Here is a 14195-nt window from a genome sequence, read left to right on the forward strand (position 1 = left end):
ATCGGCCGCCGAACTCTGCCCGTCCGGGCGGCGATCCGGCGGCGGAGCGCTGCTACGTTCACTTCTCATGCGCAGCGCCAAGGACTTCTTCGCCCCGCTCGCCGTCGGGGCTCCCGCCCCGGTCCGCGAGGTGCCCGCCCGGCCGAGCCGGGCCATCCACTTCTTCGACCCGAGCAACCCCAAGATGGCCGCCAAGGTCCCCGACATGGTCGGCACCGTGGACGTGCTGCTGGGCAACCTCGAGGACGCGGTCAAGGCCGACAAGAAGGTGGAGGCGCGCGAGGGCCTCGTGCGGATCGGGCAGGAGGTCGACTTCGGCCCCACCCAGCTCTGGACCCGCATCAACTCGCTCGACAGCCCGTGGGCGCTCGACGACCTGACCACCCTGGTGCCGGCCATCGGCCACAAGCTCGACGTCGTCATGGTCCCGAAGGTGCAGGGCGCGGAGGACATCCACTACGTCGACCGCCTGCTCGCCCAGCTCGAGGCCAAGGCCGGGCTCGAGCGGCCGATCCTCGTCCACGCCATCCTCGAGACCGCCCGCGGCGTCGCGAACGTCGAGGAGATCTGCGGCGCCTCGCCGCGCATGCAGGGCCTCTCCCTCGGACCCGCCGACCTGGCTGCCGACCGTCGGATGAAGACCACCCGCGTGGGCGGCGGCCACCCCGGCTACCTGGTGCGCCAGGACCCCCCGAAGGGCGAGGACGGCACCGCGCAGATCGAGGCTCAGCGCGCGACGTACCAGCAGGACCTGTGGCACTACACCGTCGCCCGCATGGTCGACGCGTGCGCGGCCCACGGCATCTACCCCTACTACGGGCCGTTCGGCGACATCACCGACGTCGTCGCGTGCGAGGACCAGTTCCGCAACGCGTTCCTGCTCGGCTGCGTCGGCACGTGGTCGCTGCACCCGAAGCAGATCGCCATCGCCAACCGGGTCTTCTCCCCCAGCGTCGAGGACATCCGGCACGCGCGCCGCGTCGTCGCCGCGATGGGCGACGGCACCGGCGCCGTCATGCTCGACGGCAAGATGGAGGATGACGCCTCCCTCAAGCAGTGCCTCGTGATGGTCGACCTCGCCGAGCAGCTGGCGGCGGTCGACCCCGAGCTCAAGAAGCAGTACGACGCGATCGACGCCGAGCCGCAGGGAGCCTGACATGACCGAGCCCGCCTTCACCCCGCTCCGCTCCGTCCTCTACATGCCCTCGTCCAACGCGAAGGCGCTGGAGAAGGCGAAGACGCTGCCGATCGACGGCGTCATCTTCGACCTCGAGGACGCCGTGGCCCCCGACGCCAAGCCGGCCGCGCGCGAGGCGGCCGCGGCGGCCGTGGGGTCCGGCGAGTACGGCCGGCGCACCCTCACGATCCGCGTCAACGGCCTCGGCACCGCGTGGCACGACGACGACATCGTGGCCGCCGCCCAGGCCGGACCGGCGGGCATCGTCGTGCCCAAGGTCAACAGCGCCGAGGAGGTCAAGCAGCTCGTCGGTGCGATGGAGAAGGCGGGCGCGCCCGACCACACCCGGCTCTGGGCGATGGTCGAGACGCCCGAGGCCATCTTCGGGGTGCGCGAGCTGGCCGCCGCCGACGAGCGGCTCGCCGTGCTCGTGATGGGCACGAACGACCTGGTCAAGGAGCTCTACGCCGAGCATGTCCCCGGCCGTGCCCCGCTGCTGACGTCGCTGTCCTGGTCGGTGCTCGCCGCGCGCGCCGCCGGCGTCGCGATCCTCGACGGCGTCTACAACGACGTGAAGAATACCGAGGGGTTCCTCGCCGAGTGCACCCAGGGCGCCCAGATGGGCTTCGACGGCAAGACGCTCATCCACCCCGGCCAGGTCGCCGGCGCCAACGAGACGTTCGCGCCCAGCGCCCAGGCCGTCGAGGACGCCCGCGGCATCCTCGCCGCCTGGGAGGAGGGCAAGGGCTCCGGCGTCGTCACCTACAACGGGAAGATGGTGGAGAACCTCCACGTCGAGTCGGCGCAGCGCGCCCTCGCGATCCACGAGGCCATCACCGCCCTGGAGGCCGACGCCTGAGCGAGGCCGTTCCGTGGCCGCGGCCCGGTGGGACCCCCGTGGTCCCACCGGGCCGTCGCCGTCACCGGGTCCGACGTAACGCTGTGGCCCTCCGCACGTTCTGACCAGTGAGGCCGGCGCCTCCCTCTCCAGCCGGCCCGGAGACAGAGGCATGCCGACCGACCCGCCCGACGACAGCTCGTCGCAGCCCGGCCACGACCTCCAGCGTGCCCTCTTCGACCTGTTCCGCGACGCCGAGCGGACCGACGAGGACGCAGCGGCGGAGCCGGCGGCGGAGGCGGAGCCGGAAAGGGGCACGGACGACACCCCGCAGGGCGGTCCGGCTGTCGTTCGTGACCCTTCCTCGGAGGCGTCGGACCGGCCCGCCCGGCCCCGGACCTTGGCCGAGCGCCTCGCCGCGCGGCAGGCGGCGCTGGGCGCGGCTGCTGCGGCCCCCCGGTCGGGTGCCCAGCCAGATCCCGAGCCGGATCCCCAGCCAGATCCCGAGCCGATCCCCGAGCCGACCGTCGCCACGCCGGTCGTCGCCACGTCGGCCGACCTCTACCCGGAGGCTGAGCCCGAGGCTGAGCTCGCACCGCTGACGGCGCTCCTGCGCCCCGCCGATGAACCACCCCCCGAGGTGACGGCGCCGGCGTCCCGTGATCGGACCCCGCACGACGACGAGACCCGCCGCCCGTGGCTGCTGCCCCTGGTGGGGGTGGCCGTGATCTGCCTCGTCGTCGCGATCGGCGGCGTGCTGGCCCTGGGCGGCGAGGACGACGCGCCGCCGCAGTCCGCGCGCACCGAGGGGCCCAGCGCGACCCCGACCGCCACCGATGTCGAGGCGCTGCTGGCGACCAGCCGGGCGTTGTACGACGAGGTCTCGGACGCCGTCACCGCGACGGCCGACCTGGGCGGCCTCCCCGAGGCGGTCGCGATCGCCGAGGACGCCCGGGGCGAGGCCGAGACCCTCGTCGCGCAGGCCGGCACGCTCGACCCGGCGCCCACACAGCCCGAGCTCGACGTCGTCACGCGGCAGCGCGACCTGATCGCGGCCGTGGCCGCCTTCGCCACGCTCGACACCGCCACGCTCGCCACGTTCGGCGAGCTCGCCACCGCGCTGCGGGGTGCCGCCGACCTGCTCGCCCAGGCCGAGGCCGGCCTCGAGCTGGCCGGACGCGACGAGGACCAGGCAGCCGCGGGCGCCCGGGCCGGCACGGCGCCGGACGAGCTGGTGCTCGCAGCGGCGCGGGCGCGCGCCGTACCGGCTCCGCCGACGTCCACCGCCCAGCACCTCGTCGGTCTCGTGGGCACCGCAGCGGTCCGCGCCACCACCGAGGACCTGACGGAGATCGCCGGCCGGCTCGAGCTGTCGACGCGGACCGCGGAGATCCGCGCGGCGGCGGAGGACGCGGCGGCGTTGGCGACCTACGCGCAGGCGGCGCGGGCCGGGTTCGACGACGACTCGGAAACCGCGGTCGCGCTCGACCGGCTGCTGGCCCTGCTCGGCCCCGTCGGGCGGCTCGTGGAGCTCGACGGCGAGAACCTCGACCTCTGGACCGAGGTCAGCGCCCAGCTCGCCGACGCCACCGGCGGCGACGACCAGCTCGGTGCCGCGTCGCGCGCGGCCTACGCCCACGTCGACGCCCTCGTGGCCGCCGCTCGCACCACCATCGCCGCGTGGGAGGCGGAGGTCGCCGCGCAGGAGGGGTCGACGGAGGACGCGGCGGAGGTCGCGGCCTACGCCTCGGCGATGAGCGGTGTCTTCAGCACCTACGACGCGCTCGCCGCCCAGACCCCGCGCCTCGCGTCGGGCGACGCCCCGAGCTCGTCGGTGGGGTCGGCGCTGTTCCGCCTGCGGGGCCCGTACGCGTCCCTCGACCAACGGGTGCGGGGCATCACCGCGCCCGGCTCGCTGCGGTCGGCCCACGCCTCGGTGGTCGCGCTCGTGGCCGCGGCCGAGCTGGCCGTCAACCGCGGCGAGGCCGTGTCGCGCGAGGGCGAGCAGTGCATCTCCCGCGGCGGGTCGCCGACCGGCTGCCGGCTCGGGGCCCAGCCGACGTGGTCGAGCTACAGCACGAGCCTCGCGACGGTGCAGAGCGGCGGCGCCGTGCGCAGCAGCTGGTCGGCGGCGCTGGCGGACGCCCAGCAGGGCGCTCCGAGCGGTACGCCACCGCCGCGGCCCGACGTCTGAGCGGACGTCAGAGCGGTTCCCACCCGCGGAGGAAGGCGAGCACCCGCTCGGCCGGCATCTCGCACGGCCGGAAGGCCTCGCCCGCGGCCGCCAGGTAGACGTTGGCGCTCACGAACGCCGTACCGCCGAGCTGCTCCGCCCACACCTTCAGGCTGCGCCCGCCCGCGTGCTCGCTGACGGTCACCGCCCAGCGGTCGCCCGCGTAGCGCACCGTCGAGCTGCCCCGCGGCAGCCGCGCGACCAGATCGGCGACGGGGGTCGGGGTGTCCACCACCCCATCGTCGCCCACCGGCCATCATGGACGGGTGCGTGCCGTCGTCCAGCGAACCCTGTCCGCCTCCGTCCGCGTCGCCGACGAGGTCGTCGGTCGCACCGACGAGCCGGGGCTGCTGGTCTACCTCGGCGTCACCCACGACGACGGACCCGCCGACGTCGCCTGGATCGCGCGCAAGGTCTGGGAGCTGCGGCTCCTGCGCGACGAGCGCTCCGCCTCCGACGTGGGCGCGCCGGTGCTGGTGGTCAGCCAGTTCACGTTGTACGGCGACGCCCGCAAGGGCCGGCGCCCCTCGTGGTCGGCGGCCGCGCCGGGCCCGGTCAGCGAGCCGTTGTACGACGCGGTCTGCGCCGAGCTGGAACGACTCGGCGCCCGGGTCGCGCGCGGCGTGTTCGGCGCCGACATGCAGGTGGCGTCGGTCAACGACGGCCCCATCACGCTCGTGCTCGACTCGCCGCGGGCCTGAGGGCGAGCCGCGCCCGGGCCGGGAGGAAAACGCGGACGGCGTCGGCCCGGGCCCAGTCCCGGGACAGTCCCGGCCGACGCCTCAGTCGCGCCGTACCGGCTCCATCGGCACCCGCACGCCGCGCTCGGCCGCGACGTCGGCGGCGCGGGAGTAGCCCGCGTCGACGTGGCGCACGACGCCCATGCCGGGGTCGTTCGTGAGCACGCGCTCGATCTTCTCGGCGGCCAGCTCGGTGCCGTCGGCCACGATCACCTGGCCGGCGTGGATCGACCGGCCGATGCCGACCCCGCCGCCGTGGTGGATCGACACCCAGGTGGCGCCCGAGGCCGTGTTGACGAGCGCGTTGAGCAGCGCCCAGTCGGCGATCGCGTCGGAGCCGTCGAGCATGCCCTCGGTCTCGCGGTAGGGCGAGGCGACCGAGCCGCAGTCGAGGTGGTCGCGACCGATCACGACGGGGGCGGACAGCTCGCCCGAGGCGACCATCTCGTTGAAGCGGCGTCCGGCGCGGGCGCGCTCGCCGTACCCCAGCCAGCAGATCCGGGCGGGCAGCCCCTGGAAGTGGACGCGCTCGCCGGCCATCTCGATCCAGCGGTGGAGGCGCTCGTACTCCGGCTTCTCGTGACGCGGGAAGAGCTCGAGGATCGCGCGGTCGGTCGCCGCGATGTCCGCCGGGTCGCCCGACAGCGCCGCCCACCGGAAGGGGCCCATGCCCTCGCAGAACAGGGGCCGGATGTAGGCCGGCACGAACCCCGGGAACGCGAACGCCCGCTCGAAGCCGCCCTTGCGGGCCTCGTCACGGATGGAGTTGCCGTAGTCGAAGACCTCGGCGCCCGCCTCCTGCAGCGCCACCATGGCACGCACGTGCTCCGCCATCGAGGCCCGCGCCTGCGCGACGAAACCCTCCGGGTCGGAGGTGCGGCGCTGCTCCCACTCGCCGAACGGCACGCCTGCCGGCAGGTAGGCCAGCGGGTCGTGCGCCGAGGTCTGGTCGGTCACCACGTCGACGTCCACGCCGCGGCGCACGATCTCCGGCAGCACCTCGGCGGCGTTGCCGAGGAGCCCGATCGACAGCGGTCGACGCTCGTCGCGCGCCGCCGTCGCCAGGGCCAGCGCGTGGTCGAGGTCGTCGGCGCGGACGTCGAGGTAGCGGTGCTCGATGCGCCGGGCGATGCGCGCCTCGTCGACCTCGAGGCAGATGACGACGCCGTCGTTCATCGTGACCGCGAGCGGCTGCGCCCCGCCCATCCCGCCGAGGCCGGCGGTCACCGTGAGCGTTCCGGCGAGCGTGCCGCCGAACCGCCGGTCCGCGACCGCGGCGAAGGTCAGGTGGGTGCCCTGGAGGATGCCCTGGGTGCCGATGTAGATCCACGACCCGGCGGTCATCTGGCCGTACATGGTGAGCCCCAGGTCCTCCAGGCGCCGGAACTCCTCCCAGTTGGCCCAGTCGCCCACGAGGTTGGAGTTGACGATGAGCACCCGCGGCGACCACGTGTGGGTGCGCATGACCGCCACCGGCTTGCCGGACTGCACGAGCAACGTCTCGTCGTCGGCGAGGTCGGTGAGGCAGGCGACGATCGCGTCGTACGCCTCCCACGACCGCGCCGCCCGTCCCGTGCCGCCGTAGACGACGAGGTCGTCGGGTCGCTCGGCGTTCTCCGGGTCGAGGTTGTTCATCAGCATCCGCAGCGGCGCCTCGGTCTGCCACGAGCGCGCCGTGAGCGTGGAGCCGCGCGGTGCGCGGACGGGGCGAGCCCCGTGCGCCGGACGGGACGTGGTCGTGCTCATGCCAGTTCTCCGATCTCCTGCTGGACGGCGGTGAGGAGCGCACCCGAGGCGACGAGCCCGACGGCCGCCTCGATCTCGGGGGCGAGGTGACGGTCGGGGCCCGCGCCGGCGACACCGGCCGCGCGCAGGGCGGCGACGGCCGCGCCCGTGCCGCGGGCGGGGCCGACGCCCAGCTCGGCGGTCCGCAGGTCGAGCGCGCGGGCACCGGTCATCGCCTCGACGGCCACGACCCGGGCCAGCGCGTCGACCACGCGCCGCAGCTTCCGGGCGGCCGACCAGCCCATCGACACGTGGTCCTCCTGCATCGCCGAGGACGGGATCGAGTCGACGGAGGCCGGCACCGCGAGCCGCTTGAGCTCGGAGACGAGGGCCGCCTGCGTGTACTGCGCGATCATCAGCCCCGAGTCCACCCCCGGGTCGTGGGCGAGGAACGGGGGCAGCCCGTGGTTGCGGGCCCGGTCGAGGAACCGGTCCGTACGGCGCTCGCTGATCCCCGCGACGTCCGCGGCCGCGATCGCGAGGAAGTCCAGCACGTAGGCGACCGGCGCCCCGTGGAAGTTGCCGTTGGACTCGACGCGGCCGCCGGCGGGGTCGTCCGGGTCGACGAGGACCACCGGGTTGTCGATGGCCGACGCCAGCTCCCGGCCCGCCACGAGCGCCGCGTGGTCCACCGTGTCGCGCGCCGCGCCGTGGACCTGGGGCGAGCAGCGCAGGGAGTAGGCGTCCTGCACGCGGTTGCAGTCGGGCCCGCGGTGGGACGCCACCACCGGCGAGTCCGCCAGCAGCCGGCGCAGGTTGGCCGCCGAGGCGCCCTGGCCCGGGTGGGGGCGCAGCGCCTGCAGGTCGGCGGCGAACACCCGGTCGGTGCCCAGCTGCGCCTCGACGCTCATCGCCGCGGCGACGTCGGCCGTCGCGAGGAGCATCCGCAGGTCGGCGATCGCCAGGACGAGCATCCCCAGCATCCCGTCGGTGCCGTTGATGAGGGCGAGACCCTCCTTCTCGGCCAGCTCGACGGGCACGAGGCCGGCCGCGGCGAGCGCGTCGGCCGCCGGGCGCAGCACGCCGTCCGCGTCCCGCACGTCGCCCTCGCCCATGAGCGCCAGCGCGCAGTGCGACAGGGGCGTGAGGTCGCCGGAGCACCCCAGCGACCCGAACTCGTGCACCACCGGCGTGATCCCCGCGTCCAGCACCGCCGCCAGCAGGGCGGCGGTCCCGCGGCGTACGCCGGTGCGCCCGGTCGCCAGCGTCGAGAGCCGCAGCAGCATGAGCGCGCGCGTCACCTCCCGCTCGACCTCCGGACCGGTCCCGGCCGCGTGGGAGCGCACCAGCGAGCGCTGCAGGTCACGGCGACGGCTCGCCGGGATGTGGCGCGTGGCGAGGGCACCGAAGCCGGTGGACACGCCGTACGACGGCGTGGGCGCCGCCGCCAGGCCCTCGACGACGCCGCGGGCCCGGTCGATCGCGGCGAGCGCGTCGTCGCCCAGCCGCACCCCGGCGCCGTGGCGCGCGACCGCGACGACCTCCTCGGGGCTCAGGGGTCCGGTGCCGACGACGACCTGCGGGAAGCTCATGGGTCCATCGAACGGCGGCGGCGACCGCGCCACCAGAGGACGCCGGCGGCCCCTGTCTCGGATGCGAGACAGGGGCCGTCGGTGGGGCCTGCGTCAGGACTTCTCGGCCGCGGCCTTCTTCGTCGTCGCGGCGGTCTTCTTGGCCGCCGTCTTCTTCGCCGTCGCCTTCTTCGCCGTGGCCTTCTTGGCCGTGGCCTTCTTGGCCGTGGCCTTCTTCGCGGGTGCCTTCTTCGCGCCCTTCTTGGCCGCCTTCTTCGCGGGGCCCTTGGCACGACGCTCCGCGAGGAGCTCGGCCGCGCGCTCGAGGGTGACGGCCTCGACGGAGTCGTCCTTGCGGAGGGTGGCGTTGTACTCGCCGTCCGTCACGTACTCCCCGAAGCGCCCCGCCTTGACCACGATGGGCTGCCCGGAGACCGGGTCGTTGCCCAGCTCCTTGAGCGGCGGCGCGGCGGCGGCACGGCCCCGCTGCTTCGGCTGGGCATAGATCGCCAGCGCCTCGTCGAGCGTGATGTCGAAGATCTGGTCCTCGCTCGTCAGGGACCGCGAGTCGGTGCCCTTCTTGAGGTAGGGCCCGTACCGGCCGTTCTGCGCGGTGATCTCGACGCCCTCCGCGTCGGTGCCGACCACCCGCGGCAGGCTGAGCAGCTTGACCGCGTCGTCGAGGCCGATCGTGTCGAGCGCCATCGAGCTGAGCAGCGAACCGGTGCGCGGCTTGGCGCTCTTCGGCGCGTCCTCGGGCAGCAGCTCCGTGACGAACGGCCCGTAGCGACCGTTCTTCGCGACGACGACCAGGCCCGTCTCCGGGTGACGGCCCAGCTCCCGCTCCTCGCCCGCGGGGTTGGCCAGCAGCTCCTGCGCCTTCTCCAGCGTCAGCTCGTCGGGGGGCAGGTCGTCGGGCACGTTGGCGCGCTTCGCCAGCGGCGTGCCGTCGTCGCCCGGACCCTCGAGGTACGGCCCGTACTTGCCCACCCGCAGCTGGATGCCCGAGTCCTCGCCGTCGTCCGTGCCACCGAACGGCACCGGGAACGTCGCGAGCTCCTTCGCGTCGATGTCGCCCAGCTCGTTGACCAGCGTCTTGAGGCCGTCCACGTCGCCGGCCCCGAAGTAGAACTCCGCCAGCTCGGTGTTGCGGTCGGAGCGACCCGCCGCGATCTCGTCGAGCACGTCCTCCATCTGGGCCGTGAACTCGTAGTCGATCTGGCGCGGGAAGTGCTCGGTCAGCAGCCGCACGACGGAGAACGCCAGCCAGGCCGGCACCAGCGCCGTGCCCTTCTTGTAGACGTAGCCCCGGTTGAGGATGGTGCCGATGATCGACGCGTACGTCGACGGGCGACCGATCTCCCGGTCCTCCAGCTCCTTGATGAGCGTGGCCTCGGTGTAGCGGGCCGGGGGCTTCGTCTCGTGACCCGCCGCCGCGAGGCTGGCCGCGGAGACCGCGTCACCCTCCGCCAGCTGGGGCAGGCGCGTCTCCGCGTCGTCCGACGCGGCGCCGTGGTCGGTGCCCTCGACGTACGCCTTGAGGAAGCCGTGGAACGTGATGACGCGACCGGAGGCGCCGAAGACGACGTCCTCGCCCGTCGCGGCCGCGCCGCCGACGCGGATCGACACGGTCTGGCCGACGGCGTCCCGCATCTGGGAGGCGACGGTGCGCATCCAGATGAGCTCGTAGAGCCGGAACTGCTCACCGGTGAGACCCGTCTGCGCCGGGGTGCGGAACGACTCGCCCGCTGGGCGGATCGCCTCGTGCGCCTCCTGCGCGTTCTTGACCTTGCTCGCGTAGACGCGGGGGGCGTCGGGCACGTACTCCGCGCCGTACAGCTCCCGCACCTGGGCGCGCGCGGCCTGCACCGCGCTGTCCGACAGCGTGGTCGAGTCGGTGCGCATGTAGGTGATGAAGCCGTTCTCGTAGAGCCGCTGCGCCACCGACATCGTGACGCTCGCGCTCATGCCGAGCTTGCGCGACGCCTCCTGCTGGAGCGTCGTCGTGCGGAACGGTGCGTAGGGCGAGCGCTTGTAGGGCTTCGACTCCACCGAGCGCACGTCGAACGTCGTCTCCCCGAGCGCGCTCACGAGCGCCTCGGCCCGGGCCCGGTCGAGGTGGACGACCTTGCCGGCCGCCGCCTGCTTCAGCTGGCCGTCGGGGCCGAAGTCGGAGCCGCGCGCGACGCGCGCCCCGTCGACGGAGTGCACCTTGGCCGGGAACATGCGCTGCTCGTGCTTCGAGCCGGCGTCGAAGGTGCCCTCGAGGTCCCAGTACGACGCCACGCGGAAGCGCATGCGCTCGGACTCGCGGTCGACCACCAGGCGGGTGGCGACCGACTGCACGCGGCCCGCGGAAAGGCCGCTCATCACCTTGCGCCACAGCACGGGCGAGACCTCGTAGCCGTAGAGACGGTCGAGGATGCGCCGCGTCTCCTGCGCCTCGACGAGGTCCATCGCCAGCTCACGCGGGTTCTCCGCGGCCTCACGGATCGCCTGCTCGGTGATCTCGTGGAACACCATGCGCTTGACGGGGATGTTCTTCGGCTTCAGCTCGTCGAGCAGGTGCCACGCGATGGCCTCACCCTCGCGGTCGCCGTCGGTGGCGAGGAAGAGCTCGTCGGCGTCCTTCACCAGGCTCTTGAGCTTGCTGATGTGGGCCTTCTTGTCGCGCGGCACCACGTAGTAGGGCTGGAAGCCGTTGTCGACGTCCACCGCGAGGCGGCCCCACGGCTTGTCCTTGATCTTGGCCGGGGTGTCGGCGGCGTTGTTGGGGAGGTCGCGGATGTGGCCGATCGACGACTCCACCACGAAGTCCTTGCCCAGGTAGCCCGCGATCTTCCGAGCCTTCGTCGGCGACTCAACGATCACCAGCTTGTGTGCCACTCTTCCCAACTCCCAGCTCGATCGGTGACGGACGGGACCGGCTCCCGTGCCCCCACGGCGGGTCACAGTAGCGCGATCCACCGACGGCCGGACCGGGTGGAGCCACGGGCCCTGTGGACAGACGTTCGACAACACCCCGCGTCGCGGGCAGCGTGGGACCCCCGGGAGAGTCCCGGACCGACGACACCCACGGGAGCCACCTTGTCCCACCACTGGCCTGAGGACCCCTTCCGCGAGCCCTTCGGGGACCACCTCTTCGCCGACGTCCGTCCGGGCGAGCGCGTCACGCACCTCGTGCTGCTCGACGGCCGGCTCGTCGACGCCTGGTCGTCGGACGTCGCCGGCACCCGGTGGGAGCCGATCGCGCGCGCCCTCGACCGCGAGCGCCGCCCGCCCGCCCCGCCGGCCGTCGGGGTCGTGGCGGCCCCACCTCCGCCCCCGCACGAGCTGGTCCTGGCGTGGCTCGACACCGTGGTGGGCGGGCGCGAGGCCCTCCTGGCCCTCGACGGGCGCGCCAGTGCCGTCGACCCCGGAACCGCCGTCCGGCCTCGCGCCCGCCGTCGCCGAGCGGCGCGCCGTCGTGCGCGACCTGGTCGGGGCGGTGGCCGAGGAGGTGTTCGACGACGACGTCGCGGCGACGCTGCAGCAGGTCGTGGACCTGCTCGCCGTCGAGGAGCCCGACCTGCTGACGGGAGCGCTCTCCGCGCTGCAGGTGGCCGGAGGCGTGTGCTGGCTCGTCGGCCGGGCCAACGCCCTGTTCGGCGGTGGGGTCACGCAGAGCACGGTCCGGGACCTGCTCGGGCTGGCGACCCCGCTGACGGGCGGTGGCCAGGCCGTCCGCGGCGCCCTGGGCGTCGCGTGGCCGGAGGCCTCACCGCCGCCGTCGTGGACCGGGGGGCGCCTGCTCGCCACCGGGCGACCGGAGGTGCTCACCCGCCGCGTGCGGCGCCAGCTGGTGCGCAGCCGTGACCGCGCGCTGGCCGAGCTCGACCGCGTACGGCGCGAGCAGGCGTCCGCCGATGCGACGCCCGACGCGGCGCCGGACGCCGCCTAGGGGACCGGACCCGCGAGGACGTGCGGCGACTCAGACCTCGAGGAAGCCGTCGGCCACGAGGCCGCGGACGACCGGCACGTAGGTGCGCCGCAGCTCGGCCGCGTCCTCGTCGAGGAGCTGCCCGAGGGCGTCGAGGATCTGCCCCACCGTGAGGTCCCCGTCGCTCGCCCCGACGAGGCCGGCCGTCACGGTGTCGGCCGCGTGGCCCCGGCGGAAGCCTCGCTGCTGACGGAGCACGATCGCCTCCGGGTCGGCCGCGCCGGGCTCACCGAACGATTCCTGCCGCACGTCCGAGCGCACCCGCAGGCGGGCGTCGAGGAGGGCCGCGTCGTCGAGGGCGGCAAGGTCGTCGACCGCGTCCCCCCAGGCGCCGATCGCACCGGCGATGGGCTGCTCGACCTCGTAGGGCCACTCCTCCAGGCGCAGCGTGGCGTCGCCCGCGGCGCCGTCCGGACGGCGGCGCAGGTTGATCCAGCCGAAGCCGACGCCCTCGATGCCCTGGTCGGCAAACCACGAGAGCCAGGTGTCGTACCGCCGGAGGTACTCCGGCGTGCCCGTCGCGCCCTCGTCGGCGAGCCAGAGCTCGACGTACGCCGCGGGGTCGAGCACCTCGCGCTGCACGACGAACGCGTCGCTGACGATGCCCTCGTCGGTCGGGCCGAGCCATCGGGCCAGCCGCTCGTCCCAGGGGGTGCCCGTCGTGATCACCCAGTTCGCGAGCACCTGGCACCACCCGCCCGGCGTGAGGTGGCGGGGCGCGGTGCGCACGATGTCCTCGACGACGCGGTCGCCGGGCAGGCCCGAGTCGCGGTAGACGAGGCGCTCGCCCGTGCCGGGCGAGATGACGAACGGCGGGTTGGTGGCGATGAGGTCGAACTGCTCGTCCCGCACCGGCTCGAAGTAGGAGCCGTCGCGCACCTCGATGCCGGTGAGGTCGTTGAGCGCGGCGTTGAAGCGGGCCAGGCGGAGCGCACGCGCGTTGACGTCCGTCGCCACCACGCGCGCGGCGTGGGTGGCGAGGTGCAGGGCCTGCACGCCGCAGCCCGTGCCCAGGTCGAGCGCGCTGACGACGTCGTCGCGCAGGGTGAGCTGCGCCAGGGACGTCGAGGCGGAGCTGATGCCCAGCACGTGGTCGGCGCTCACGCGGTTGGGCAGCCCGTCGAGCCCCGGCGTGAGGTCGCTGGCCACCCAGAGGTCGTGGTCGCCCGCGGCGTCGGGCGCCGCGTAGGGACGACAGTCGAGGCGGGCCCGCACCTCACCGACCGAGGTCTCGAGGAAGCCCTCCACCGCCAGCCGGTCAACGAGGTCGGGCAGGGCGGCCTCGGCGTCGCCGCGGGTGACGGCGGTCTGCAGGAGGAAGAGGCGCGTCAGCGTCGCCAGCGGAGAGCCGTCGGACGTGCGGGCGAGCCCGGGAGCGGTCTGGTTGCGCGCGAGCGCCGCGTGCGCCGTGGTCCCGAGGAGGTCGGCGACGGCGTCGTACGTGAACCCCGCCCCCAGCAGGGCGTCGCGGAGACGGTGGGGCAGCGTCGACGAGTCGGTCACGAACGCCGAGCCTAGCGTTGCCGGGGCGGCGACACTTTCCCCGGTCAGCCGGGGAAAGTGCCGCTTTGACCATCAAATTTGATGGTCAAAGCGGTCGGTTCCCCGGTCAGCCGGGGAACTGACCGCCCCCGGCTCGGGCCCAACAACGAGGAAAGGCCCCTCCCGCCGGAGCGGGAGGGGCCTTCCTGAGGAGGTGACCCGAAGGTCACTCCGCCGCGATCAGACGGGGCGGACGTTCTCCGCCTGCGGGCCCTTGGGGCCCTGCGTGACGTCGAACTCGACCTTCTGGTTCTCGTCGAGGGACTTGTAGCCCTGCGTCTGGATGGCCGAGTAGTGCACGAAGACGTCGTCGCCGCCGTCCTCCTGCGCGATGAAGCCGAAGCCCTTCTCAGCGTTGAACCACTTCACGGTGCCCAGAGTCATGGTGAC

General features: G+C 74.0%; 11 protein-coding genes. 5 read left to right on the forward strand and 6 right to left on the reverse strand.

The features are described 5' to 3' along the window. Positions 1 to 67 precede the first annotated feature (67 nt). From PIR53_13035 to PIR53_13045, 3 genes are all read left to right on the forward strand, one after another. On the forward strand, positions 68 to 1156 hold the full coding sequence (locus PIR53_13035) for a CoA ester lyase (GenBank protein ID WZH50942.1): 1089 nt from the start codon (positions 68 to 70) through the stop codon (positions 1154 to 1156). A gap of 1 nt (position 1157) precedes the next feature. Then, entirely contained in the window at positions 1158 to 2036 is an 879-nt protein-coding gene (locus PIR53_13040) for a CoA ester lyase (protein WZH50943.1), read from the forward strand. A 151-nt stretch (positions 2037 to 2187) separates the two neighbouring features. After that, the gene (locus PIR53_13045; GenBank protein WZH50944.1) at positions 2188 to 4209 is read left to right on the forward strand and encodes a hypothetical protein; all 2022 of its coding nucleotides are present in this window, start codon (positions 2188 to 2190) and stop codon (positions 4207 to 4209) included. 7 nt (positions 4210 to 4216) lie between these two features. Here PIR53_13045 and PIR53_13050 read toward each other — a convergent pair whose 3' ends face one another. Further along, positions 4217 to 4480 carry a peptide methionine sulfoxide reductase gene (locus PIR53_13050; GenBank protein WZH50945.1) on the reverse strand — a complete coding sequence of 88 codons (264 nt, stop codon included), beginning with the start codon at positions 4478 to 4480 and terminating at the stop codon, positions 4217 to 4219. Positions 4481 to 4514: 34 nt separating this feature from the next. Between PIR53_13050 and dtd the strand changes: the two genes are divergently transcribed. Then, positions 4515 to 4949, forward strand: a complete 435-nt coding sequence (gene dtd / locus PIR53_13055) for a D-aminoacyl-tRNA deacylase (protein ID WZH50946.1) — start codon at positions 4515 to 4517, stop codon at positions 4947 to 4949. 81 nt (positions 4950 to 5030) lie between these two features. Here the strand turns inward: dtd and PIR53_13060 are convergent, their stop codons facing one another. The 3 genes from PIR53_13060 to topA form a co-directional block, all read right to left on the reverse strand. Further along, positions 5031 to 6734, reverse strand: coding sequence for a urocanate hydratase (locus PIR53_13060; protein ID WZH50947.1), 1704 nt, complete (start codon positions 6732 to 6734; stop codon positions 5031 to 5033). After that, on the reverse strand, positions 6731 to 8305 hold the full coding sequence (hutH, locus tag PIR53_13065; GenBank protein WZH50948.1) for a histidine ammonia-lyase: 1575 nt from the start codon (positions 8303 to 8305) through the stop codon (positions 6731 to 6733). The genes PIR53_13060 and hutH overlap by 4 nt, the downstream gene beginning before the upstream one ends. Before the next feature lie 93 nt (positions 8306 to 8398). Further along, entirely contained in the window at positions 8399 to 11170 is a 2772-nt protein-coding gene (topA, locus tag PIR53_13070) for a type I DNA topoisomerase (protein ID WZH50949.1), read from the reverse strand. Between the two features lie 517 nt (positions 11171 to 11687). Between topA and PIR53_13075 the strand changes: the two genes are divergently transcribed. After that, positions 11688 to 12224 carry a hypothetical protein gene (locus PIR53_13075; GenBank protein ID WZH50950.1) on the forward strand — a complete coding sequence of 179 codons (537 nt, stop codon included), beginning with the start codon at positions 11688 to 11690 and terminating at the stop codon, positions 12222 to 12224. A gap of 30 nt (positions 12225 to 12254) precedes the next feature. Here PIR53_13075 and PIR53_13080 read toward each other — a convergent pair whose 3' ends face one another. Continuing rightward, the gene (locus PIR53_13080) at positions 12255 to 13766 is read right to left on the reverse strand and encodes a methyltransferase (GenBank protein WZH50951.1); all 1512 of its coding nucleotides are present in this window, start codon (positions 13764 to 13766) and stop codon (positions 12255 to 12257) included. Between the two features lie 219 nt (positions 13767 to 13985). Beyond that, on the reverse strand, positions 13986 to 14189 hold the full coding sequence (locus PIR53_13085) for a cold-shock protein (GenBank protein WZH50952.1): 204 nt from the start codon (positions 14187 to 14189) through the stop codon (positions 13986 to 13988). Between the last annotated feature and the right edge of the window lie 6 nt (positions 14190 to 14195).

It is taken from the genome of Nocardioides alkalitolerans, assembly GCA_038184435.1.
In the GTDB taxonomy this organism is placed as follows: Bacteria; Actinomycetota; Actinomycetes; order Propionibacteriales; family Nocardioidaceae; genus Nocardioides; species Nocardioides alkalitolerans_A.